The sequence below is a fragment of the Micromonospora sp. NPDC005205 genome (assembly GCF_040608275.1).
Taxonomy (GTDB): domain Bacteria; phylum Actinomycetota; class Actinomycetes; order Mycobacteriales; family Micromonosporaceae; genus Micromonospora.
Genome location: NZ_JBEXHV010000019.1, coordinates 78162 through 99464 on the forward strand (window position 1 = coordinate 78162; position 21303 = coordinate 99464).

The following is a 21303-nucleotide window of genomic DNA, read 5'->3' on the forward strand; positions in this document are numbered from 1 at the left end:
CCTGGGAAGGCACCCGGCCCGAAGCGGCAACCACGAGGATAACCGGGCTCCCTCCCAGGTCCGCGCGCCCGCGCACCGACCACACCAGGTCCGCGCGCCCGCGCACCCACGACCACACCAGGGAGAGAGCATGACCACTGTACGAACCGCGATCGTCATCGGCGGTGGCATCGCCGGGCCGGTGACAGCGCTCGCGCTGCGCCGCGCCGGCATCACCGCAACCGTCTACGAGGCGTACCCGACCACGGCCAGCGGCATCGGCGGAACCCTCGCCCTCGCGCCCAACGGCGTGGCGGCTCTGCGTACGGTCGGCGCGCACGAGGCGGTGACGGCGATCGCCACACCGATCGAACGCAGCGCTCTGGCCGTCGGTCGGCGTCGCATCGCCATGCCCACGCTGACCGGGGTGCCGCCGCTGCGCGTGGTGCACCGGGCCGAGCTGTACCAGGTGCTGCACGACCAGGCGTTCGCCGAGGGCGTGCCGTTCGCGTACGGCAAGCGGCTGGTCGACGCCGAGCAGACCGGCGACGGCGTGATCGCACGTTTCGAGGACGGCAGCACCGCGACCGCGGACATCCTCGTCGGCGCGGACGGGATCCGCTCCACGGTCCGGGGTCTCATCGACCCCGCCGCGCCCAGCCCCCGGTTCACCGGGCTGCTCGGCTTCGAGGCGGTAGCCCGGCACGACGTGGACGCCGAGCCGGGCACGATGACGTTCGCGTTCGGCCGGCGCGGCTACTACCTGTACTGGCCGGAGCCGGGCGGCGGCACCCGGTGGGGGGCCAACCTGCCGCAGCAGCGGCCGATGAGCCTCGTCGAGGCCCGGGCGCTGCCGGCGGAGCAGTGGCTGGACACGCTGCGCGCCGCCTACGGCGACGACGACCCGGGTCGGGAGTTGATGGCGACCAGCAACGCGGACGACCTCCAGGTGGTCGGGTCGTTGCAGATCATGCCGCCCGTGCCGCACTGGTACCGGGGCCGGATGGTGCTGGTCGGCGACGCCGCGCACGCACCGTCGAACAGTTCGGGGCAGGGCGCGTCGCTGGCCATCGAGAGCGCCGTGCAACTCGCCCGCTGCCTGCGGGACCTGCCGGACGTCCAGGCGGCGTTCGCCGCGTACGTGCGGCTTCGTCGTGCCCGGGTGGAGAAGGTCGCGGCCCGCGCGGCCCGGATCAACCACGCGAAGGCCCCCGGCGCGGTAGCGCGGACGCTGATGCCGTTGCTGATGCCGCTGATGGTGCGCACGGTGCTGGACCCGGAGAAGACCGTCGCCGACGAGCAGCGTTACGTCATCGACTGGGACGCGCCGGTCACGGCGGAGCCCGCCCTGCGCTGAGCGGCGGTGACTGCGGGGTGGCCGGCCGGCCACCCCGCAGCGGCCATCGCGGGCCGGCACCCACGGCGTCAGGAGGCACGGGCAGCGGTCAGGCCGAGGCGGCTGCCACCGCCGTCCGGGCGACCAGCGCGCGACGCAGGTCGTCGTCGGCGTCGGTCACCACCCGGCGCAGACCGGGGGTCAGGTCGTCGCGGGCCAGCAGCGCCGCGGCCGCCTCCCGGGTGGGCTGCGCCACGGCGTAGCGGGGGAACGCCAAGGCTGCCACCCGGTCGGCCGTCCAGGGGGTACGCAGATGCGCGGCGGCCGGCATCTCCGCGAAGTACCGATCGACGTACGCGGCGGTCAGGTCGGCCTGCTCGGGCTGCCAGAACCCCTCGGCGATCGCCTCCAGCAGCCGACCGGACAGCGCGGTGTCCCGCACGATGATCTCCCAGGTCGCCTGCTTCACCACCGGGTCGGGCAGTGCCGCCCGGCAGTGGGCGGCCCGTTCCGCGCCCGTGGAGCTGTTGTCGGCGGCGGCCTCGATGGCGATCTCCGCCTCGCCGGCGGCGCCCAGCACCACCAGGCGACGCAGCACCGCCCAGCGCAGCTCCGCGTCGACCTTCAGACCGGCTGGCACGTCCCGGCCGGCGAGCCAGCCGACGAGCAGATCCGCGTCGCTGGTCGCGGCGATCCAACCCCGTGCGGCGGCGAGCTGCAACGACTGCCCGGCCGGTGCGCCGTCGAGCAGCCGCTGGCACGTCCCCGCGACCCTGGCCAGCGCCGCGGAGCGGGTCAGCGGGTCGAGGTAGCGGTCGACCAGGGACCGGCTCAACGTCAGGACGTCCTCCGCGATGATCACCTCGGTCTCGGCGGGCAGCGCGGCGGCCATCAGGTCGACCAGGCCGGTGACCGGCCGCTCGCCGTCGGTCGTCGCGTCCAGTGCCTCGCGCCAGAGCACCGCCCGGGCCAGCGGATCGGTCAGAGCGGGCAGCACCTGCGGGACGGCATCCGCCGACGCCGGGTCGAGGCGAACTTTCGCGAAGGTGAGGTCACCGTCGTTGAGCAGCAACAACCGGGCCGCCGGCTCGCCGGTCAACGCACCGAGAACGGTACGGCCCCCGTCGGCGTTCGAGTCGAGGTCCACCTCGTCGCGCCGCGCGCTGCCGTCCATCGAGTAGCGGCCCACGCCGATCCGGTGTGGGCGCAGCACCGGGTACGACTCGGGCGCGGTCTGCACCACCGCCACCTCGCTGTAGCGACCGTCCGCGTCCACGGCGACCTCGGCACGCAGCGTGTTGACCTGCGGGCGGCGCAACCACAGCTCGGCCCAGTCGGAAAGGTCCCTGCCGCTGCTGGCGGAGAGGCTGGCCAGCAGGTCGGCGAGGGTGGCGTTGCCGAAGCGGTGTGCGGCGAAGTGCGCGTTCAGGCCGGCGAGGAAAGCCTCGTCGCCGAGCCACGCGACCAGCTGCCGCAGCACGCTGGCGCCCTTGGCGTACGAGATGCCGTCGAAGTTGAGCAGGCCCGCCTCGGCATCGACGACCTCCGGCGGAGCGATCGGGTGGGTGGAGGGCCGCTGGTCGGCGGCGTAGCCCCAGGCCTTGCGCCGCATCGCGAAGGTCGTCCAGGCCTGGTCGAAGCGGGTCGCCTCGGCCGTGACCCGGGTGCCGAGGTATTCGGCGAAGGACTCGTTCAACCACAGGTCGTCCCACCAGCGCATGGTGACCAGGTCACCGAACCACATGTGCGCCATCTCGTGGGCGATGGTGGTGGCCCGCTGCTCGCGCTCGGTGTCGGTGACCGCCGAACGGAACACATAGTCGTCGCGGAAGGTGACGATGCCGGGATTCTCCATCGCCCCGGCGTTGAACTCGGGCACGAACGCCTGGTCGTACTTGCCGAACGGGTAGCGCTCGGTGAAGAGCTGGTGGAACCGGTCCAGGCACTGCCGGGTGACGTCGAAGATCTCGTCGGCGTCGGCGTCCAGGTGCTCGGCGAGCGACCGGCGGCAGTAGATGCCCAGCGGCACGCCGTGGTGCTCGGCCCGCCGGACGTGGTACGGCCCGGCGATCAGCGAGAAGAAGTACGTGGCCAGGGGCTCGCTCGGGGCGAACTCCCAACGCCCGGGGGCCGGGTTGGCGGCCAGCTCGGCGTTGCCCGCGACGATCCACTGCGACGGCGCGGTGACCGAGAGGGTCATCGGAGCCTTGAGGTCGGGCTGGTCGAAGGCGGCGAAGATGCGCTGCGCGTTTTCGAGGAACGACATGGCGTAGAGGTACGTCTCGCCGTCGGCCGGGTCGACGAAGCGGTGCATCCCCTCCCCCGTCTTCGAGTACGCCATGTCGGCCTCGACGACGAGCGTGTTCTCCTCGGCCAGCCCGTCGAGCGGCAACCGGTTGTCGGTGTGCAGGCCGGGGTCCAGGTCACGGTCGTTGAGGCGTACACCGTGCAGTTTGACGGGCCTGACCTCGACGAAGGTCGCGGCGCCGGCGGTGGCCCGGAACCGGATCTCGACGCGGGAGCGGAACAGGTCGCCGCCAGCGGTCAGGTCGAGGTCCACCTGATAGGACTCGACAGTAATCGCCGCGCCACGCGCGGTCGCCTCTACACGGGTCAGGCTCGGCATCCGCTTATCCTGCCCGATGGGGATCGGCACCCGGTCACCACACGACCCTCGGCACTGGAGGAAAGAACCATGGCGCAGCACCCCAAGGGCGACTTCGACCTCTCTCGAGCGGTCTGGCAGCGGGCCGAGGGGGACACCTCCGACAGCGCCGTCGAGGTCGCCTTCGTCGACGACCTGATCGGGATGCGCAACTCGGCCGAGCCGAGCGGGCCGGTGCTGGTCTTCACCCAGGCCGAGTGGGACGCCTTCGTGGCCGGCGCGCAGGACGGCGAGTTCGACCTGGACTGACCGCGCCCGCCGAACAGTCGGTGGTGGATCGCCGTGCCGGTGCCCGTGGTCGGGACACCGGCACGGCCACGCTGGCGGGTTGGCTGGCGCACTCCCGGATCGGCCACCCAGGGCTGGTGGTCAACCATCGCCGGGGCCGTCGCCGTCGCCCCAACCGAGGCCCCCCGGGCCCGGGGCGTGGTGGAAACCGGGATGGTCGGCGACGTCGACGCAGCGCTCCCCGTCCGGGCCGACCGCCCCGCAGAACAGCCGCTCGGCCCGCTGCCAGGCGTCCGCCGGTGACAGGGCCGCCGCACCGAGTGCCACCTCCGAGCGCAGCAGGCTCAGCGCCTCCGCGTACGCCACCGCCAGCTCGCGGGCCTCGGCCAGGCCGGGCGCGGTGAAGCCCAGGTGCACCGTGAAGAACCGATGCGGACGGGTGGGCCGCCGAGGCGGCCCGATCAGGGACCGCCCGTCGCGGCCTCCGCCCAGTGCCCCGGCCACTCGCCGCTGCCGCCAGTGCGGCGCTCTGTTGTCGCGCATCCGCCCTCCCCGTGCTCGTTTCACCAGCAAACCAGGTTCCGCCGTGCCTGGGAGGGGCCAGCCGAGCGGGGTTCAGCGGCGACGGCCGGGGTAAGCGCAGCGGCAAACGCGACCAGCCCCACCCGCGCGTGAGGAGACCCGATGGCGACCATGCCGGCCGACCCCAGCCCGGACAGCACCCTCGCGCTGCTCCGCGCCGGCTACCGGTTCATCGGCGAGCGCTGCGAGCGGTACGGCAGCGACGTCTTCACGACCCGGATCCTGCTCGCCCCGACCATCTGCCTGCGCGGCCGGCCGGCGGCGGAGTTGTTCTACGACAACGACCGCTTCCAGCGCGCCACAGCGATGCCGCTGCGCGTGCAGCGGACCCTGACCGGGAGGGGCGGGGTGCAGGGGCTGGACGGGCCGGAGCACGTCGACCGCAAGGCCATGATCATGTCGATCATGACGCCGGCGGCGATCCAGCGGCTCGGTCAGCTCTTCGACGACGAGTGGCGGACCCGGGTCGCCGCCTGGGAACGTGCCGGTCCGGTGTCGCTCTACGACGAGCTGGGTCGGCTGCTGACCCGGGTGGTCTGCGCCTGGGCCGGGGTACCGCTGCCCGCGTCACAGGTCGAACGCCGCGCCGTCGAACTGCACGCCATGATCGAGGCCCCGGCGGTGATGGGACCCCGACACTGGCGGGGACGGATCGCCCGGTACCGCGTCGAACGCTGGCTCGCCGACCTCGTCGAACGGACCCGGGTCGGTTTCGCCCCGGCGCCGGCCGGCAGCGCCCTGGCCGTGATCGCCGAACACCGGGACGGGCGCGGCAACCTCCTGCCCCGGCGGATCGCTGCGGTGGAGCTGCTCAACGTGCTGCGCCCGGTGGTCGCCGTCGACCAGTACATGACCTTCGCCGCGCTCGCCCTGCACGATCATCCGGCCTGGCGGGAACGGGTCCGCGACGACGACGAGTCCACCGAGCGTTTCGTCCAGGAGGTACGCCGTTACTACCCGTTCTTTCCGATGGCGGCGGCCCGGGTCCGGCGGTCCTTCGACTGGCAGGGCCACCACTTCCCGAAGGGTCGACGGGTGCTGCTCGACCTCTACGGCACCAACCACCACCCGACGCTCTGGCCACAACCGGAGCTGTTCCGCCCGGAGCGGTTCGCCGGCCGCCGGGTGGACCCGTTCGAGCTGATCCCGCAGGGCGGTGGCGACCACTGGGCCGGGCACCGCTGCGCCGGCGAGTGGATCACCATCGACCTGATGAAGCGGGCGGTCACCAACCTGACCACCACCATGCGCTACGACGTGCCGGTCCAGAACCTGGCCCTGGATCTGCACCGGATGCCCGCGCTGCCGCCCCTCGGGCTGACCCTCACCAACGTCCGCCATTCCTCCCGAACGGACGATGATCGAGCGTGGTCGAGGTGACGACGTGACACGGCGGACCGAAGCCCCACCGACCCGCCTACCGATGACGTACGTGCTGCCGCTGCGCTGGCACACCGACACCGGCCTGACCGAGCTGACCGACTACCTGCGCTGGCTGGGTGACCGGGTGGAGGTGCTCGTGGTCGACGGCTCGCCTCCGTCTGTCTTCGCCAGGCACGCCGAGGCGTGGCGAGGGCTGGTTCGGCACCTTCCACCGGATCCGGGTGAGCGTGGGCTCAACGGCAAGGTGCGCGGCGTTCACACCGGCGTCCGCGCGGCCGGGCACCAGCACGTGGTGATCGCCGACGACGACGTCCGGTACGACGAGTCCGCGCTGACCGCGGTACACCGACTGCTGGACCGGGCCGACCTGGTACGACCGCAGAACTACTTCCACCCGCTGCCCTGGCACGCCTGGTGGGACACCGGCCGCACCCTGCTCAACCGGGCGCTCGGGGCGGACTACCCGGGCACCCTCGCCGTGCGGCGCAGCACCTTCCTCGCCATGGGCGGGTACGACCCGGACGTGCTCTTCGAGAACCTGGAGCTGATCCGCACGGTGCGCGGGTACGGCGGCACCGAGGCGACTCCGGCCTGGTTGTACGTCCGCCGGCTGCCTCCGGACGCCGCGCATTTCCGTGGTCAGCGAGTGCGGCAGGCGTACGACGATCTGGCTCAGCCGGCTCGCCTGCTGACCGCGCTCGCGGTGCTGCCAGCGGTGGCGGCGGCGGTCGCGTCGCGCCGCCCCGGGCTGTTGCTCGGCGCGGTGGCCGGTGTCGTCGCCCTGGCCGAGACGGGTCGCCGCCGCGCCGGCGGCACCCGGGTGTTCCCGCCGGGCACGGCGCTGGCGGCCCCACTCTGGCTGCTGGAACGTGGTGTGTGTGGCTGGCTGGCGGTCACCCGACGCCTCCTGCTGGGCGGCGTCCGCTACGGCGACACCCGAATCCGTCGAGCCGCCAACCCCGCCCCGCGCAACCCACGACTCGCCGCGATCTTGCACTTCCGGTTGGGACATTACTGCCGGTAGACGCACAGAACCCCAGCCGAAACCGCAAGATCGGCGCTGACCTCAACGCGACAGCTCGCGGGCACCCGAAGGTGACCGCGAGCTGTCGTGCTGGTTGGGGGTGTTTCAGGGAGTGGCGTGGTCCTTGACCTGGTGGGCGGCGGACTTCGTGTCGTCCTTCACCGCGTGCACGGCGTCCTGAGCGGTGGACTTCACCGACTCGGCGGCCTGCTGGGCCGGCTCGCGCAGCTCGCTGGCCACCTCGCTCAGCTTCTCCTTCACCGCCCCGCTGTGCTCGCTGACCTTGGCCTTCACCTGGGCGGCGGCCTCCTGCTCGCGGCGGGAGGCCGGGATCAGTGACGAGGCCAGCCAGCCGACCCCGAACGCGATCAGGCCGGCGGCGAGAGGGTTGCCCTGGGACTTCTGCCGGATCACCCGCGGCGCGCTGTGCGCGGCGTCGCTGACAGTGGTCGCCGCCGAGTGCGCGGCGTCGCTGACGCTGGAGGCCGCCGACGAGGCGCGGTCACCCACCGAGTGGGCGGCCTGGCCGGTGCCGTGACCGAGGTCAGACGCGGTTCCCATGACCTTGTCCCTCACATTCTGCAGAGCGGAACGGGCCCGCTGCTTGCGGTCGTCGACGATGCGGCTCGGGCTGACCTTGTACGCCAGCGCGTCCACGTCGGAGCTGAGACTGTTACGGGTGGCTTCGATCTCCCGGCGGATCTGATCGGGATCGGTGCTCATCGGGTGACTCCCTCCGGGTGCGGCTTGAGCGCGTCGGGAATCCGCTGCACGCTGTCGTTCGTCTGCTTGAGCCCGCGTACGTGCTGGGCGTTCTTCTTGGCCTTCGAGTAGAGAACCGCGGCGACCGCTGCCCAGATCACTGCCACGATCAGTGCGGCCAGGCCGGAGTCCATGACGTTGTCCAGGAACTGCCAGATGGCGATGGACACGAACAGGGCCACCATGTAGCCGCCGAAGCCGGCACCGCCGAACAGGCCTGCGGCCTTGCCGGCCTTCTTGCCCTCCTGGCGGATCTCAGCCTTGGCCAGCTCGACCTCCTGACGCATCAGCGTCGACAGGTCGGTGGTGACCTGACGCATCAGGTCGCCCAGCGAGCTGCCCTTCACCTCCGCCGCGGTGTGCGGGGCACCCGCGTCGGGGTGGTAACCGGAGTCCAGTCCGGACCCCTGCGTCGGCATGCTCATGCCGTCGCCTCCCTTCGGATGACTCGGTGGCTCACGGGCGCGGGTTGCCGCTGGACGGCACGCCCGGCAGCGGGTCGGTCTGGGTCACCGGCGGCAGCGGCTGGCCGGTGCCGGAGTGTTCCGGGGTGTCGCCCCGAGTGGGGTCGGCGTAGCCGCCGGGCGCCGGGTCGGCGTAGCCGCCGGACGTCTGGTCGGCGTAGCCACCGGACGTCGGCGGGGTGTGCGTACCGGGGGTAGGGTCGAGGTAGCCGCCCGCCGGGACGGCGTCCGGCACCGCGCGGGGCGCGGGCGGCGGCGTCGGGATCACGGCGGTCTGCTCCGGGTCGTACGCCCCGGCGCCCCGGAAGTTCGAGGAACCGTTGCCGGAGTCGCCGCCGGAAGCCGAGATGCCACGGGTCAGCCGGCCGGCCAGCACACCGAGCACCGCCGCGCCGACCAGGAAGGTGCCCGGGTTACGCCGCGCGTAGTCGCGTACCTCGGTGATCAGGTCGCCGGGCTCACGCTCCTCGAGCCAGCCGGCGACACCGTGCACCCGGTCGGCGGCCTGGCGGGCGAGCTCGCTCACCGGGCCGGCCTGGCCACCCTGCTCGGCCATCGAGCGCATCTCGTCGGCCAGCGAACGCAACCCGCCGGCAGCCCGGCGCTGCTGCTCACCGGTCTGGCTGGCCAGCTGACTGCGGGCCTCGCCGTACAGGTTGCGGGCCTGCCGGGCCGCCTCGCGGCCAACCTCGGTGCCCTGCTCCTTGGCGGTCTGAGCGACCGCGCCGCCAGCCTGTGCAGCCTCAGAACCAACCTGGCGCGCCTGGTCACGGACGCCGCCGCCGTTGGTCGACTGCTGCCCGTACGTGGAAGACGTAGGTGAAAGATCGTAAGTCATGATGTCCTTCCGCTCAGAAAGTCGTAGCGGTTGTGCTGGGGGGATGCGGCCCGTTGCTGCGGCCGCTGACCATTGACCTACCCTGCGTTTCGGCTTCCATACCTCTTCGTGCATTTATCTGCGCGGCCCCCTGGTTGGTCTTCAAAATGGAGGATCGTCGGGCTGCGTCACGTCGCCGCTGCGGACAGTGAGGTTCGCGAGATCGGCACATCCACGGAGGGGGCAGCGATGGCACGAGACGCACGAGGCGGCCGAGCGGCCGGTCCCCGACCTCGGGTCCAGCTGGCCGCGCTGGTGGTGGCCGGGGTCTTCCTGCTGATCGGCGTCCTCGGCTTCATCCCCGGCATCACCACCGACTACGGCGAGCTGCGGTTCGCCGGGCACCACTCGGACGCCCAGCTACTCGGGCTGTTCCAGGTGTCGATCCTGCACAACGCGGTCCATCTGCTCTTCGGGCTGGTCGGCCTGGTGCTGGCCCGCAGCGTCGCCGGTGCCCGCGTCTTCCTGGCCGCCGGTGGCGCGGTCTACCTCGCTCTCTGGCTGTACGGCCTGGCGATCGAGGCGGTCAACCCGGAGGGCGGGGCGAACATCCTGCCTGTCAACGACGCCGACAACTGGCTGCACCTGGCGCTCGGCTTCGGGATGCTCGCGCTCGGGCTGCTGCTGTCGAACCAGGCCGGCACCGGCGGACGCCTGGACAACCCCGCCGACCGGCACTGACCTGGGTTTCGGTGCAGCGGGGTTCGGCCGGGCCGAAGCCGGTGACCGTCGAGTACGCCAGCACCGGCGACGCGGCCGTCAGGCCGCGACCGGCAACCGCTTGGCGAAACAGACGCTGTACGGGTTGCCCACGTACTCGCCGTACACCGGGATCTGCTGGTAGCCACACGCGGAGTAGAGAGCGATCGCGGCCGGCAGGTAGGTGCCCGTCTCCAGGCAGACCACCGACTGCCCCTGCCGGAACGCGCACTCCTCCAGCGCGGCCAGCAACTGACGACCGATCCCCCGCCCCCGGTACGCGGGCCGGACGTACATCCGCTTGACCTCGCCGGTCTCGGCATCGAGCGCCTGGAGCCCGCCGCAGGCGACCGCCCGACCGTTCAGCACCACCGCCAGGTAGCTGACGTCGTCATGGGGGACGAAGACCTGCCCGTCCAACCCGCCATCGGCCTCGCGCAGCTCACGCTGCTGCGCGATGACCATGGCGGCGATCTCCGGATCGGTGGCAGGCCGGGACTCGATCAGCATCACCCCACGCTAGGACGCGTGGATTTCGGGGAGGTTTCCGGAAATCAACCCCACCACGGAGCGCAACGAACTACTCGGCGTCGTCCTCGTCGTCGATGTCGTCGTCGATGTCGTCGTCGGAGAGGTCCGCGCCCACCTCGTCCTCCGGCCGCACGCGGCGAGCCTTCCGGGCGGCGAGCCGATCCGCGGCGGAGGCCCGGTTCGACTTCTCCTCCAGGCGGACGTCGGTGCCTCGGTTACCGGGCACGAACTCCACGCCGGCGAAGAGCGTCGGCTGCCAGTCGAACTCGCGCGCGTCGATCCGGACCAGATCACCGGGCTGCGCGCCGGCCTTGGCCAGCTTGTCCTCCACCCCGAGCCGGGCCAGCCGGTCAGCCAGGTAGCCGACCGCCTCGTCGTTGTCGAAGTTGGTCTGCTTGACCCAGCGCTCCGGCCGCACACCGCGCACAGTGAAAGAGCCGTCAGCTTCGGCCGTGATGGTGAACCCGTCGTCGTCCACCGCGATCGGGCGGATGACGATCCGGGTCGGCTCGGCCGGCGGAGCGGCCTTACGCTCCGCGTCGACCAGCTCGGCCATCGCGTAGGTCAACTCCTTGAGCCCTTCCCGGGTGGCCGCGGAGACCTCGAACACCTGGTAACCGCGCTCCTCCAGGTCGGGGCGCACGATCTCGGCGAGGTCGCGACCGTCCGGCACGTCGACCTTGTTGACGGCGACCAGACGTGGGCGGTCAGCCAAGCCGCCGTACTGGCTCAGCTCCGCCTCGATGGCGTCGATGTCGGCCACCGGGTCGCGGCCGGGCTCAAGGGTCGCCGAGTCGATGACGTGCACCAGCACCGCGCAGCGCTCGATGTGCCGCAGGAACTCCAGGCCCAGGCCCTTACCGGTGGCCGCGCCGGGGATCAGGCCCGGCACGTCCGCGACGGTGAAGGTGTGGTTGTCCATCCGGACCACGCCGAGGTTGGGCACCAGGGTGGTGAACGGGTAGTCGGCGATCTTCGGCTTCGCGGCGGAGATCACCGAGATCAGCGACGACTTGCCGGCGGACGGGAAGCCCACCAGGCCCACATCGGCGACGCTCTTCAGCTCCAGCACGATGTCCAGTTGGTCGCCGGGCTCCCCCAGCTCGGCGAAGCCGGGCGCCTTGCGCTTGGCGTTGGCCAGCGAGGCGTTGCCCCGCCCGCCGCGCCCACCACGGGCGACCTCGAAGGTGGTGCCGGCGCCGACCATGTCGGCCAGCACCGTGCCGTCGGAGGTCTGCACCACTGTGCCGTTGGGCACCTTGAGCACCAGGTTGCGGCCGTTGGCCCCGTCCCGGTTCGAGCCAGCGCCGCCCTTGCCGTTGTCGGCCTTGACGTGCGGGTGGAAGTGGAAGTCGAGCAGCGTGGTCACCTGCGGGTCGACCACCAGGGACACGCTGCCCCCATGCCCACCGTTGCCGCCGTCCGGTCCGCCGAAGGGCTTGAACTTCTCGCGGTGGATAGAGACACAACCGTGCCCGCCATCGCCGGCCTGCAGATGCAGAACGACCCGGTCAACGAACGTTGCCACGGCGTCAATCCTTCCAGCGAGGTCCAACCTCGCACTTCGCGAAAAAGGCTAAGCGGGCCGGGACCCGGAGGTCCGCGGCCCGCTTAAGCCCGAGAACTACTGCTGCGGAACGATGCTGACGGTCTTGCGACCGCGCTTGGTGCCGAACAGGACCGCACCGGCGGACAGCGCGAACAGCGTGTCGTCGCCGCCACGGCCGACCAGGTCACCGGGGTGGAACTTGGTGCCACGCTGCCGGATGATGATCTCACCGGCGCTGACGACCTGACCACCGAAGCGCTTCACGCCGAGTCGCTGGGCCGCGGAGTCACGACCGTTACGCGAGCTGGACGCACCCTTTTTGTGAGCCATTGGAGGACGACCTACTTCCCGCTGGAGATGCCGGTCACCTTGACCTGGGTCAACGGCTGACGGTGACCCTGGCGCTTGTGGTAGCCAGTCTTGTTCTTGAACTTGTGGATCCGGATCTTCGGGCCCTTGGTGTGCGCGGCGATTTCGCCGGACACCGCGACCTCGGCAAGCTTCGCCGCGTCGGTCACCAGGTCGTCACCGTCGACGAGGAGCACCGCGGTGAGCTTCACCGCGTCACCGGGGGCACCGGTGAGCTTCTCGACCTCGATCACGTCGCCCTCGGCGACCTTGTACTGCTTGCCGCCGGTCTTGACGATCGCGTACATCGGAGGCGGACTCCCTGTCGTTGAGGCTGCTGGCGGTCGTTCCCGCAGCGGCTCGCCGGGTAGCAGTGCACGGCGGCGCGGGCACACGGGAACTCGGCACACCAAAGGTGGGCCGCAGGCAAGAGTACGCCATCGCTGGCCCGGACCCCAAACCGGCCCGCCCTGGTCAGCGCTCGCAGAGCTGGTCGAGGCGCTGCTGGAGCCGGTCGAGTTCGGTCTCGTCGATCGACTCGACGTCGGCACCGAGTGCCGAAACCTCGGTGCCCAGGTCGGTGAGCAGCGTCCTGAGCTGCGGATCGTCGGTCCGCTCCGACTGCTCCCGCAGGACGGTCCGCCAGCCCGCCAGCGCTCCCTCGGCCCGGCCCCGGGCGGCCTCGGCCGTGCGGCTGTCCCCGGCGCCCACCGCCGCGAGCATCCGACCCAGCTCAGCCACGTACGTCCGAACGGCAGTGGTGCTGGCCTCCTGTGCGGCGGCGCACACCTGGGTGGCGTTGCCGCCCGCCACACCACCGCTGGCCGGCATGCCGGTCGGGCCCCCAGGAGTGCCAGCGACCGCCGAGCCGGCGTCCTCGGCGGTCCCACCGGTGGAGCAGCCGGCCGCGACGGAGAGCATGGTGAGCAGCGCGGTGACCGCGAGCAGACGGCGCATCTTCTTCTCCTGACCGGGGACAGCCGACCGAGGACCGGGTGGCCACAACGGCGAGGTCCCTCCCCCGTCACTTTGCCGGGAGAGGGACCTCGTCAAACACGTGGCCGGTCAGGCGCTCAGGGGCGGGTCCGCCGACGGGCGCCACCGCGACGCGACCGGCGACGGCCGCCACCGCCCTCGGTGCCTTCCTCGTCGCCCTCAGCGTCGGCGAGCGCGTCCGGGTCGTCCGCCGCGGCCAACCGAGCCGACTCACCCTGCTGAGCGTCGGAGATCGCCGGTGCGGCGGCGGCGTCCGACTCGTAGCGGGACAGGTCGTAGCCCATGGTGTCCTGGTAGTCGGCGTCCGGCTCGGCCGTGGTGTCGGTGTCGGTGTCGACGACCTCGACAGCGGTCCGCTCGGCCGCGACCGGGGCGTTCTTGCGCGCCCGGCGACGGGACGAGGGGGCACCCTGCTCGGCCGCCGGAGCGGGAGCCACAGCTGAGGCGACCGCCTTGACCTTCTCCCCCGCGCCAGCGGGACGGGGCTTCTCCGGCACCGGCTCGGTGTGGATGATGACGCCCCGACCCTTGCAGCACTCGCAGGTCTCGCTGAACGCCTCCAGCAGGCCCGCGCCGATCCGCTTACGAGTCATCTGCACCAGGCCGAGCGACGTGATCTCGGTGACCTGGTGCTTGGTGCGGTCCCGGCCCAGGCACTCAGTGAGTCGGCGCAGCACCAGCTCACGGTTCGACTCCAGCACCATGTCGATGAAGTCGATCACCACGATGCCGCCGATGTCCCGCAGCCGGAGCTGACGGACGATTTCCTCCGCCGCCTCCAGGTTGTTACGGGTGACGGTCTCCTCCAGGTTGCCCCCGGAGCCGGTGTACTTGCCGGTGTTGACGTCGACGACAGTCATCGCCTCGGTACGGTCGATCACCAGCGAGCCGCCGGAGGGCAGGAAGACCTTGCGGTCCAGGCCCTTGATGATCTGCTCGTCGATCCGGTACTCGGCGAAGACGTCGCTCGTGCCGACGTGCCGGCGCACCCGGTCGACCAGGTCCGGGGAGACGTGCGACAGGTACGACTCGACAATGTCGTACGACTGCTCGCCCTCGATCACCAGCTCGCGGAAGTCCTCGTTGAACAGGTCCCGGACCACCCGGATGACCAGGTCCGGCTCCCCGTAGAGCAGCGCCGGAGCGCCACCCTCGGCGGCCTTGGCCTGGATGTCCTCCCACTGCGCCTGGAGCCGCTTGACGTCGCGGGCCAACTCGTCCTCGGTGGCGCCCTCGGCGGCCGTCCGGACGATCACGCCCGCGCCGTCCGGGACCAGCTTCTTGAGCACGTCCCGCAGCCGCTTGCGCTCGTTGTCCGGCAGCTTGCGGCTGATCCCGGAGGCGTTGCCGTTGGGCACGTAGACCAGGTGCCGGCCCGAGAGCGCGATGTGGCTGGTCAGCCGTGCGCCCTTGTGCCCGATCGGGTCCTTGGTGACCTGGACCAGCACCGAGTCGCCGGAGCGCAGCGCCTGCTCGATCGAGCGGGCCCGCCCCTCCAACCCGGAGGTGTCCCAGTTGACCTCGCCGGCGTACAGCACGGCGTTACGGCCCCGACCGACGTCGACGAACGCGGCCTCCATGCTCGGCAGCACGTTCTGCACCTTGCCGAGGTACACGTTGCCGGCCATCGTCCCGGAGGAATTGCGGGTGACGTAGTGCTCGACCAGCACGCCGTCCTCCAGGACGGCGATCTGGGTGCGGTCACCGCGCTGGCGGACCGCCATCACCCGGTCGACGGCCTCGCGGCGCGCCAGGAACTCCGACTCGCTGAGGATCGGCGGGCGGGTACGGCGCTGCTCCCGACCGTCCCGGCGGCGCTGGCGCTTGGCCTCCAGCCGGGTCGAGCCGGACACACCCTGCACCTCGTCGACGGTCCGGCGCGGCTCGCGGATCTTCACCACGGTCGGCACGCCGTCGTCCGCCGCACTCTCGGTGTCACCGGCGCCACGACGGCGACGGCGACGACGACGACGGGTCAGACCGTCCCCGCCCTCGGACTCCTCGTCCTCGTCGCCCTCGGCTTCGACCTCGGCGGTCTCTTCCTCGTCGGCCTGCGCCGCCTCCTCGGACTCCTCGTCCTCGGCGTCGTCGGCGCCGCCCTTGCCCCGGCCACGGCCCCGGCGACCACGTCGGCGGCGGCGGCGCGCGGCGGCGCTGTCCTCGTCGTCCTCATCCGCCTCGGCGGCCTCGTCGGCCTCCTCGGTCGGCTCCTCTTCGGCCTCGACGGCCTCGATCGGCTCCACCGGCTCGGCCTCACGGCGACCACGCCGACGGCGGCGGGACGGCTCGGCGGCTTCCTCGACGGCCGGTTCCTCGGTCGCCGCGGCGGGCTCCACCGGTCGGGTCACCGGCACGGCGTCCGGCTGGGGTGCCATGAAGAGCACGGTGGGCGCGGAGAGCGCAGCGCGCCGGCGACGGGTACGCGGCTGCTCCGGCTCGATCTCGGCCGGCTCGTTCGGCTCATCCGTCACACCGGAAACGGCCACACCCGGTGGCACCTCGCCGGAGCGGTCCTGCGCACCGCTGCTCCAGGCCAGCTCGGCAGCGGACGTGCTCGGGAGGGCCGGGGAGTCGTTCAACTCGGCCTCGGCCTCGCGCAGGTCGGACTCCGCCGGTTCCTCGGTGACGTCCGGCTCTTCGACGACCGGCTCCTCGACCGCGAGCGGCTCGTCGGCCGCGGCCGGCTGCTCGGCGGCGGGCGGCTCCTCGACGGCCGCCGGCGTGGCCTTCTTGCGCCGGGTACGGGTCACCTTGACCGGCGGGACCACCTCGGCCGAGGCCGCCTCCGCAGCGGCGGCGACCAGCGGCTCCTCGGCGGTCGTCTCGACGGGGGTGGCCTTGCGGCGACGCCGGGGGGTCTTCGGTGCGACGTCCAGGTCGCCGGAGATCGGGGCGAAGACCTCCGCCTGCGGCGACTCGACGTTGCCGGCGCCACCGGTGGGCGCCTCGATCGGCGCGTCGGTCTGCTCCGGCTGGTTGAGCGGGGCGGCCCGACGACGGGTCGCCCGGGTGCGCCGCACCGGCGCGGCGGGTTCGGCGGCCTCAGCGGAAGCGCTCTCCGCGCCGGCCGGTTCCACCGAAGCCGAACCGACAGCCGTGGTAGGGGTCTCGACGGCGCCGCCGTCGGCCGTGGTGCTCTGGTCGGCGTTTGCACCGGCCGGCTGTGAACCGGCCCGTTCGCCGCCCTCGGGCTCGTTCTCGAGCATGGACGTTCTCCAGTTCTGGCTAGCCCGGGCGCGGGTGAGCGCTGCCACGCAGGGTCGCCGCAAAAGTGTTTCCGCCGGGCGCGCGTGGTGCGCGACCGCCGAAGTCTGCCTGCCAGAACACCGACCGTCGGTCAGTGCCCAACGATGGCTGCCCCGTCGCGGTCCGCATCCAACGGATCCACGATCGCACCCTGCGCGGTCAACGTGCCCTGAGCCAGCCGTGTCACCCTCGGCGAAACCGGCGGCTCCAGGTCGGCCACCACGCGGAGGCCGGAAAGGACGTCATCGGGCCGTACGGACGGGGTGACCTGCCGCACGACCAGTTCGAGTATCGCACACGGTACGGCCGGCGCCCCGGAAGGCGTCGGCGTCGGCAGTTGGACATCGATCGACATCACGGCGGCGCGGGCGTCGAAAGTACGTCGACCCTGCTTGGTCATCCGCTCGACCAGCACCTCCTCGGCCGCGACGAAGGCGTCCACGGCGTCGCGCAGCACCGCCGTGTCGACCTCAGGCAACTCGATGTGCCAGTGCGACGCCTCGATCCGGTCCGGCAGGTTGCCCCCTTCGGCGATCACGGCGTCCAGGACGTCCAGCCCCGGCGAGAGCGCGGCGTCCAACGCGGCGCGCAACGCCTCCGGGTCGACCGCCGCCTGAAGGGCGATTTCCAGGTACTCCGCCTCGCTCGCCACCCCGGTCGGGGCGGCGCTGGCGTAGGAGATCTTCGGGTGCGGGTGGAAACCCTGGGAGAAGGCGACCGGCACAGCCGCCCGCCTTAGCGCGCGCTCGAACGCCCGGGCGAAGTCCCGGTGCGAGGTGAATCGCAGCGGCCCGCGCTTGGCGTACCGGATGCGGACGCGCTGAACGACCGGTGCCTGGCCGCCCTCGGGTTGAGGCTTTTTGGCGATCGTGGGCTCCTCGGGTGTACCTGCGTGTCCGCCCATCCTGGCGCAGGGCTCGTGACGGTACGCAGCCGGGGCGGCCGAAACCGCCCTGACGGACGGGCACAAACCGGTCGCCCCCGTCGCGACCACCCGCCGCGGAAGCCGATGGCCGGCCGGCGACGCGGAGGTCACCAGCCGGCCACCATGATCGGAACCGGTTACCGCTCCGTCGGCGGCGCGGGCGGTGACCCGCCCGGCGGTGGACCGTAGCCGGAGGGCGGGGTGTAGCCCGAGGGCGGGGCGTACCCCGAGGGAGGGGCGTAGCCGGAAGGCGGCGCGTACCCGCCAGGAGGGGCGTAACCGGGTGGAGGCGGGTAGCCCGGCGGTGGGGCGTAACCCGCGTCAGGCGGCGGGTACGCCCCCTGGGCCACCCGGTCGAGCACCTCGTCCGGGATGTCGGCGGCTCGGGCCGCCTCCCGCCGGTACCGGCGGCGGTTCCAGATCAGGAAGACCACCAGACCCAGCAGCAACACCAACACCACTGCGATGCCGATGCCGATCACCATGACCTGCTGGTCGGTGGGGCCACCACGATCGCCGTGCTGGGTGACGTCGAACTCCTCGTCCGCACCCTCGGCACGGCCCGGCCCCGGGTCGGTCGCCGCGACGGCTGGGTCGAGCAGCGGATTGGCGGTGACCGGTGGCACGTTCGCGGTCAGCGCCCGCGTCGGGTCGATCACCCCGAAGCCGTACTGCGGGTCCCGCCCGGACGGGCCCGCGTCCCGCGCGGTCCGGATGATCCGGTTGATCACGCTCGGAGCGTTGAGGTCCGGGTACTTGGCTCGGATCAACGCGGCCAGAGCGGAGACGATCGCACCGGAGTCGGAGGTGCCGTCACCCCAGCCGTAGCCCCCCTCGTTGGTGACGTTGTACACGCTGTCGCCGGGAGCGGCGACCACCGCCTCCGGCCCCTGGACGGAGCCGGACCAGAACGCGCCGCCCCTGGTCGTCCCGGTCACCGCGATCACACCGGGGGTGTTGGCGGGCTTGCCCACTGTGGTTCCACCCTGGGCGGTGTTACCCGCGGAGGCGACCAGGACGACGTCATGGTCCAACGCGTACTGGATTGCGCTCTTCTGCACGGGATTGGCGAAGCCGGGGCCACCAACGGACATGTTGATCACTTTGGCCCCGCCGTCGACGGCCATCCGGATGCCCCGGGCAATCCCGGCGTCGGTGTAGAAGCCGTCCTCCTTGCGCAACTTGATGGGCAGGATCTTCGCGCCGGGGGCGATGCCGTCCACCCCGTCGCGGCTGGCTTTCGCCGCGATGATGCCGGCCATGTGGGTGCCGTGCCCGTCCTCGTCGGACCGGCCGTCTCCGGAGGCGCCGTAGCTGCGACCACCGGGAAGCACCTGACCGCGTAGGTCCGGGTGGCTCGCCTCGACGCCACTGTCGATCACGGCGACGACCACGCCCCGCCCGGTCGAGATCTTGTGCACCTGGTCGATCCGGAGCTCGTCCAGATACCACTGCTCGGCCCGACGGGGAGCGGCGGCCGCCGGTTGAGCGGCCCCCACCACCAGGAACCCCGCCAGCAGACAGGCGACTACCGGCCGGAGGCCTGCGACGTTCACCCTCATCCGTCCATCCTCATCGAAGGACACCCGGGGACGCCCCGTCACCGGGGCCCCACGGATCGTCATCCTCAGTCAACCACGACGAGTGCTCGGAGCCGGTGGAGCCACCCTGGCCGGCGCCACCCGCGCCGCCCATCATTCCGCCGCCCATCATTCCGGCACCGCCGACGCCGGCACCACGCGCGCCGCCCGCCATCCCGGCACCGCCGGCAGCCTGAGCCGTGCGCAACGCGTTCGCCGCGCTCGTCATCGGCGGAATCTTTCCGTTGCCGCCACCCACCATGCCGGGGATGCCGCCCACGCCGATCCCGGCACCGCCGCCCAGGCCACCACCGGCGCCGCCGCCGATCCCGCCGGCCGAGCCGACCCCGGCACCGCCTCCGAAACCACCGCCGGCGCCACCGAGACCGGCGCTGCCGACCCCGCCGCCGCTGATGCCGCCGCCCAGGCCGCCGACCCCGCCCGGGGTGGCGCCGGCCAGACCGCTGCTGTAGCCAGCGTCGTCGTCCGCGTAGCCCGGCAAGCCGGAGCCCGTCGACGGGGGTGTGAACTGACCCGTGCCGCCGGTGGGCGAGCCCTCGCCGAGCCCACCGGGCTTGGTCGGGGAGAACGGGTCGACGGTGGACGTCGGACCGCCCGTGTCGCCGATGCCCGGCGGCCTGCTGCCGATCGTGGGGCCGCCACCACCGATGTCGGGCTTCCCGCCGAATTCGCCACCACTGATGTCGGGCCGCCCCGAGGGCGGGACCCGGGGGTCCCGACGGATTTCGTCCACGCCGCCCGATCTGTCCGGGCTGTTGACGGTGAGCTTGGGGCGCTCCGTGTAGACGGCCTGGGGCAGCGGTGCCATCGCCGTGTTCGCCGCGTTCTGATTGTCCCGGTACCAGTTGTCCAGGTGGGCTCCGGTGTCCCACCAGCCGCCCCGCTTCTGGTCACCGGCCTGACCGTCGACCTTCATCGTCGCTTCCAGGTCGTCGGCCTTGTCCCGGAACGCGCCGTCGGCGTACGAGCCGGGGTTGCTCTGGTAGTCCTTGCGCAGCGCGGCGAGGAACCCCGACGAGCTCTCGCCGTCGCGGGCATCGTCGAGCTCGGTGCCGTTGGGCAGGCTCCACTCGTTGAAGCCGAAGTCGTCCATCAGCGGAATCGGGATCGTGGAGACCGACTTGCGGATGTCGCCCTCGATCCGCGTCAACGCGCCACTGACGTTGGTCGCGTCGGTGATCAGATCCTCGATCTGCTTGCCTATCTTGCCCAGGTGCTCGCGGTACGCGTCACCACCGCCGCCCTTCCAACCGGCGAGCATCCCGGGCAGCCCGCCGACGTGCGGGCGCTCCTGGCCGGTCGCGATCGGGCCGACGAACGAGCGACCGACGAGCGCGTCCCGCAGCTGTTGCAGGCCGCTGGAGAGGTTGCTCCAGCCCGCTCCGACCGATCCGACCGTTTCCGGGTCCGCGGAGAGCGTCACCTCGCGGACGCACCGCTCCCAGGTTCCTCCAGCCATGACGTCCCCCTCAGGCCGTGTACGGGTAGGTGGGTGCGCCGCTGGCCGTGGGCGGCGGCGCCGCCGACTCCAGCAGCCGCTCGATCTCCTTGCCGTTGGCGCCGTTGCGCGCCTCGGTGTCGCGGAACGCCTTGGCGATCTCCTCGGTGCCCTCCTTGAGCGCGGCGAGCTTCTGGGAGAGCGTGTTGAGGTGCGCTTCCATGTTCACCGTTGACGTCTCCAGGGCCCGCCACTGCATGACGGCGTCCTCGTACGCGCCGAACGGCGTGCCGCCGGGGACGGTCTGGGCGTTGTTGCTGTCGCCCTTCATCCGCGTCTTGATGCGTTCCATCTCGTACTTGATGGTGTCGTCGATGTACTGCCGGAGCCGCTCGACGTATGTGGCGGCGGCGTCCAGGTCCTCGACGCTGACGTGCAGATCGCCGATGCTCGGCGGCGGGATGCTACCCATGCGATTCCTCCCCCGTCCCCGACCCGCCGGGTCGGTCCATGTCAGACGCAGCGTATCGAGTCTGACCTAGTCGAGGCAGCCCCAGTCACCGGCACGTGGTACAGATGGCGGCCGATCTCGCTGAAGGTCCGGTGCGGGCCACCGGGCGGGCCGAGCCCGAACAACGCCAACGGGCCCGCGAGACGCGGACCCGTTGGG

The 21303-nt window shown here is 71.9% G+C and carries 20 protein-coding genes; 5 read left to right on the forward strand and 15 right to left on the reverse strand.

Annotated features, from left to right (window positions below; genetic code table 11):
• Positions 1-130: 130 nt before the first annotated feature.
• On the forward strand, positions 131-1336 hold the full coding sequence (locus tag ABZU43_RS27310) for an NAD(P)/FAD-dependent oxidoreductase (RefSeq protein WP_355009304.1): 1206 nt from the start codon (positions 131-133) through the stop codon (positions 1334-1336).
• An 88-nt stretch (positions 1337-1424) separates the two neighbouring features.
• On the opposite strand, the gene pepN is transcribed toward ABZU43_RS27310, so the two are convergent.
• Positions 1425-3941 carry an aminopeptidase N gene (gene pepN / locus ABZU43_RS27315; RefSeq protein ID WP_355009305.1) on the reverse strand — a complete coding sequence of 839 codons (2517 nt, stop codon included), beginning with the start codon at positions 3939-3941 and terminating at the stop codon, positions 1425-1427.
• Between the two features lie 69 nt (positions 3942-4010).
• Here pepN and ABZU43_RS27320 point away from each other — a divergent pair, with 69 nt between their 5' ends.
• Positions 4011-4229, forward strand: coding sequence for a DUF397 domain-containing protein (locus ABZU43_RS27320; RefSeq protein ID WP_355009306.1), 219 nt, complete (start codon positions 4011-4013; stop codon positions 4227-4229).
• A gap of 120 nt (positions 4230-4349) precedes the next feature.
• Here ABZU43_RS27320 and ABZU43_RS27325 read toward each other — a convergent pair whose 3' ends face one another.
• Complete coding sequence (locus tag ABZU43_RS27325) at positions 4350-4751, reverse strand: hypothetical protein (RefSeq protein ID WP_355009307.1); 402 nt, start codon at positions 4749-4751, stop codon at positions 4350-4352.
• A 141-nt stretch (positions 4752-4892) separates the two neighbouring features.
• Between ABZU43_RS27325 and ABZU43_RS27330 the strand changes: the two genes are divergently transcribed.
• Together ABZU43_RS27330 and ABZU43_RS27335 are read left to right on the forward strand one after the other, a co-directional pair.
• On the forward strand, positions 4893-6170 hold the full coding sequence (locus ABZU43_RS27330) for a cytochrome P450 (RefSeq protein WP_355009308.1): 1278 nt from the start codon (positions 4893-4895) through the stop codon (positions 6168-6170).
• Between the two features lie 4 nt (positions 6171-6174).
• On the forward strand, positions 6175-7197 hold the full coding sequence (locus tag ABZU43_RS27335) for a glycosyltransferase (RefSeq protein WP_355009309.1): 1023 nt from the start codon (positions 6175-6177) through the stop codon (positions 7195-7197).
• Between the two features lie 105 nt (positions 7198-7302).
• Here ABZU43_RS27335 and ABZU43_RS27340 read toward each other — a convergent pair whose 3' ends face one another.
• The 3 genes from ABZU43_RS27340 to ABZU43_RS27350 are packed head-to-tail and all read right to left on the reverse strand — an operon-like array spanning position 7303 to position 9261.
• Positions 7303-7920: a DUF3618 domain-containing protein gene (locus ABZU43_RS27340; protein ID WP_355009310.1), complete on the reverse strand. Its 618-nt coding sequence runs from the start codon at positions 7918-7920 to the stop codon at positions 7303-7305.
• Positions 7917-8384, reverse strand: coding sequence for a phage holin family protein (locus ABZU43_RS27345; RefSeq protein ID WP_355009311.1), 468 nt, complete (start codon positions 8382-8384; stop codon positions 7917-7919). The genes ABZU43_RS27340 and ABZU43_RS27345 overlap by 4 nt, the downstream gene beginning before the upstream one ends.
• A gap of 31 nt (positions 8385-8415) precedes the next feature.
• On the reverse strand, positions 8416-9261 hold the full coding sequence (locus ABZU43_RS27350) for a hypothetical protein (protein WP_355009312.1): 846 nt from the start codon (positions 9259-9261) through the stop codon (positions 8416-8418).
• 228 nt (positions 9262-9489) lie between these two features.
• On the opposite strand from ABZU43_RS27350, the gene ABZU43_RS27355 reads away from it, so the two are divergent.
• Positions 9490-9981 (forward strand): DUF4383 domain-containing protein, encoded by a 492-nt coding sequence (locus ABZU43_RS27355; protein WP_355009313.1) that lies wholly within the window; start codon positions 9490-9492, stop codon positions 9979-9981.
• 78 nt (positions 9982-10059) lie between these two features.
• On the opposite strand, the gene ABZU43_RS27360 is transcribed toward ABZU43_RS27355, so the two are convergent.
• The 10 genes from ABZU43_RS27360 to ABZU43_RS27405 all read right to left on the reverse strand — a co-directional run bounded on the left by ABZU43_RS27360 (position 10060) and on the right by ABZU43_RS27405 (position 21105).
• A complete protein-coding gene (locus tag ABZU43_RS27360; protein ID WP_355009314.1) occupies positions 10060-10509 on the reverse strand; it encodes a GNAT family N-acetyltransferase in 450 nt (149 codons plus the stop codon).
• Positions 10510-10579: 70 nt separating this feature from the next.
• Positions 10580-12058 (reverse strand): GTPase ObgE, encoded by a 1479-nt coding sequence (gene obgE / locus ABZU43_RS27365; RefSeq protein ID WP_355009315.1) that lies wholly within the window; start codon positions 12056-12058, stop codon positions 10580-10582.
• Positions 12059-12154: 96 nt separating this feature from the next.
• On the reverse strand, positions 12155-12409 hold the full coding sequence (rpmA, locus tag ABZU43_RS27370; protein ID WP_007464062.1) for a 50S ribosomal protein L27: 255 nt from the start codon (positions 12407-12409) through the stop codon (positions 12155-12157).
• 11 nt (positions 12410-12420) lie between these two features.
• On the reverse strand, positions 12421-12735 hold the full coding sequence (rplU, locus tag ABZU43_RS27375) for a 50S ribosomal protein L21 (RefSeq protein WP_007464063.1): 315 nt from the start codon (positions 12733-12735) through the stop codon (positions 12421-12423).
• A gap of 166 nt (positions 12736-12901) precedes the next feature.
• Entirely contained in the window at positions 12902-13384 is a 483-nt protein-coding gene (locus tag ABZU43_RS27380) for a hypothetical protein (protein WP_355009316.1), read from the reverse strand.
• A gap of 116 nt (positions 13385-13500) precedes the next feature.
• Positions 13501-16629 carry an Rne/Rng family ribonuclease gene (locus ABZU43_RS27385; protein ID WP_355009317.1) on the reverse strand — a complete coding sequence of 1043 codons (3129 nt, stop codon included), beginning with the start codon at positions 16627-16629 and terminating at the stop codon, positions 13501-13503.
• 131 nt (positions 16630-16760) lie between these two features.
• Entirely contained in the window at positions 16761-17573 is an 813-nt protein-coding gene (locus ABZU43_RS27390; protein WP_355009318.1) for a TIGR03936 family radical SAM-associated protein, read from the reverse strand.
• A gap of 158 nt (positions 17574-17731) precedes the next feature.
• Complete coding sequence (mycP, locus tag ABZU43_RS27395; RefSeq protein WP_355009319.1) at positions 17732-19156, reverse strand: type VII secretion-associated serine protease mycosin; 1425 nt, start codon at positions 19154-19156, stop codon at positions 17732-17734.
• A 10-nt stretch (positions 19157-19166) separates the two neighbouring features.
• Positions 19167-20654 carry a hypothetical protein gene (locus ABZU43_RS27400; protein ID WP_355009320.1) on the reverse strand — a complete coding sequence of 496 codons (1488 nt, stop codon included), beginning with the start codon at positions 20652-20654 and terminating at the stop codon, positions 19167-19169.
• A gap of 10 nt (positions 20655-20664) precedes the next feature.
• Positions 20665-21105, reverse strand: coding sequence for a hypothetical protein (locus tag ABZU43_RS27405; RefSeq protein WP_355009321.1), 441 nt, complete (start codon positions 21103-21105; stop codon positions 20665-20667).
• Positions 21106-21303: the final 198 nt, after the last annotated feature.

Coding starts and splice junctions, on each gene's coding strand:
- ABZU43_RS27310 (WP_355009304.1), top strand. CDS start 131: ATGACCACTGTACGAACCGCGATCGTCATCGGCGGTGGCATCGCCGGG.
- pepN (WP_355009305.1), bottom strand. CDS start 3,941: ATGCCGAGCCTGACCCGTGTAGAGGCGACCGCGCGTGGCGCGGCGATT.
- ABZU43_RS27320 (WP_355009306.1), top strand. CDS start 4,011: ATGGCGCAGCACCCCAAGGGCGACTTCGACCTCTCTCGAGCGGTCTGG.
- ABZU43_RS27325 (WP_355009307.1), bottom strand. CDS start 4,751: ATGCGCGACAACAGAGCGCCGCACTGGCGGCAGCGGCGAGTGGCCGGG.
- ABZU43_RS27330 (WP_355009308.1), top strand. CDS start 4,893: ATGGCGACCATGCCGGCCGACCCCAGCCCGGACAGCACCCTCGCGCTG.
- ABZU43_RS27340 (WP_355009310.1), bottom strand. CDS start 7,920: ATGAGCACCGATCCCGATCAGATCCGCCGGGAGATCGAAGCCACCCGT.
- ABZU43_RS27345 (WP_355009311.1), bottom strand. CDS start 8,384: ATGAGCATGCCGACGCAGGGGTCCGGACTGGACTCCGGTTACCACCCC.
- ABZU43_RS27350 (WP_355009312.1), bottom strand. CDS start 9,261: ATGACTTACGATCTTTCACCTACGTCTTCCACGTACGGGCAGCAGTCG.
- ABZU43_RS27355 (WP_355009313.1), top strand. CDS start 9,490: ATGGCACGAGACGCACGAGGCGGCCGAGCGGCCGGTCCCCGACCTCGG.
- ABZU43_RS27360 (WP_355009314.1), bottom strand. CDS start 10,509: ATGCTGATCGAGTCCCGGCCTGCCACCGATCCGGAGATCGCCGCCATG.
- rpmA (WP_007464062.1), bottom strand. CDS start 12,409: ATGGCTCACAAAAAGGGTGCGTCCAGCTCGCGTAACGGTCGTGACTCC.
- rplU (WP_007464063.1), bottom strand. CDS start 12,735: ATGTACGCGATCGTCAAGACCGGCGGCAAGCAGTACAAGGTCGCCGAG.
- ABZU43_RS27380 (WP_355009316.1), bottom strand. CDS start 13,384: ATGCGCCGTCTGCTCGCGGTCACCGCGCTGCTCACCATGCTCTCCGTC.
- ABZU43_RS27385 (WP_355009317.1), bottom strand. CDS start 16,629: ATGCTCGAGAACGAGCCCGAGGGCGGCGAACGGGCCGGTTCACAGCCG.
- ABZU43_RS27390 (WP_355009318.1), bottom strand. CDS start 17,573: ATGGGCGGACACGCAGGTACACCCGAGGAGCCCACGATCGCCAAAAAG.
- mycP (WP_355009319.1), bottom strand. CDS start 19,156: ATGAGGGTGAACGTCGCAGGCCTCCGGCCGGTAGTCGCCTGTCTGCTG.
- ABZU43_RS27400 (WP_355009320.1), bottom strand. CDS start 20,654: ATGGCTGGAGGAACCTGGGAGCGGTGCGTCCGCGAGGTGACGCTCTCC.
- ABZU43_RS27405 (WP_355009321.1), bottom strand. CDS start 21,105: ATGGGTAGCATCCCGCCGCCGAGCATCGGCGATCTGCACGTCAGCGTC.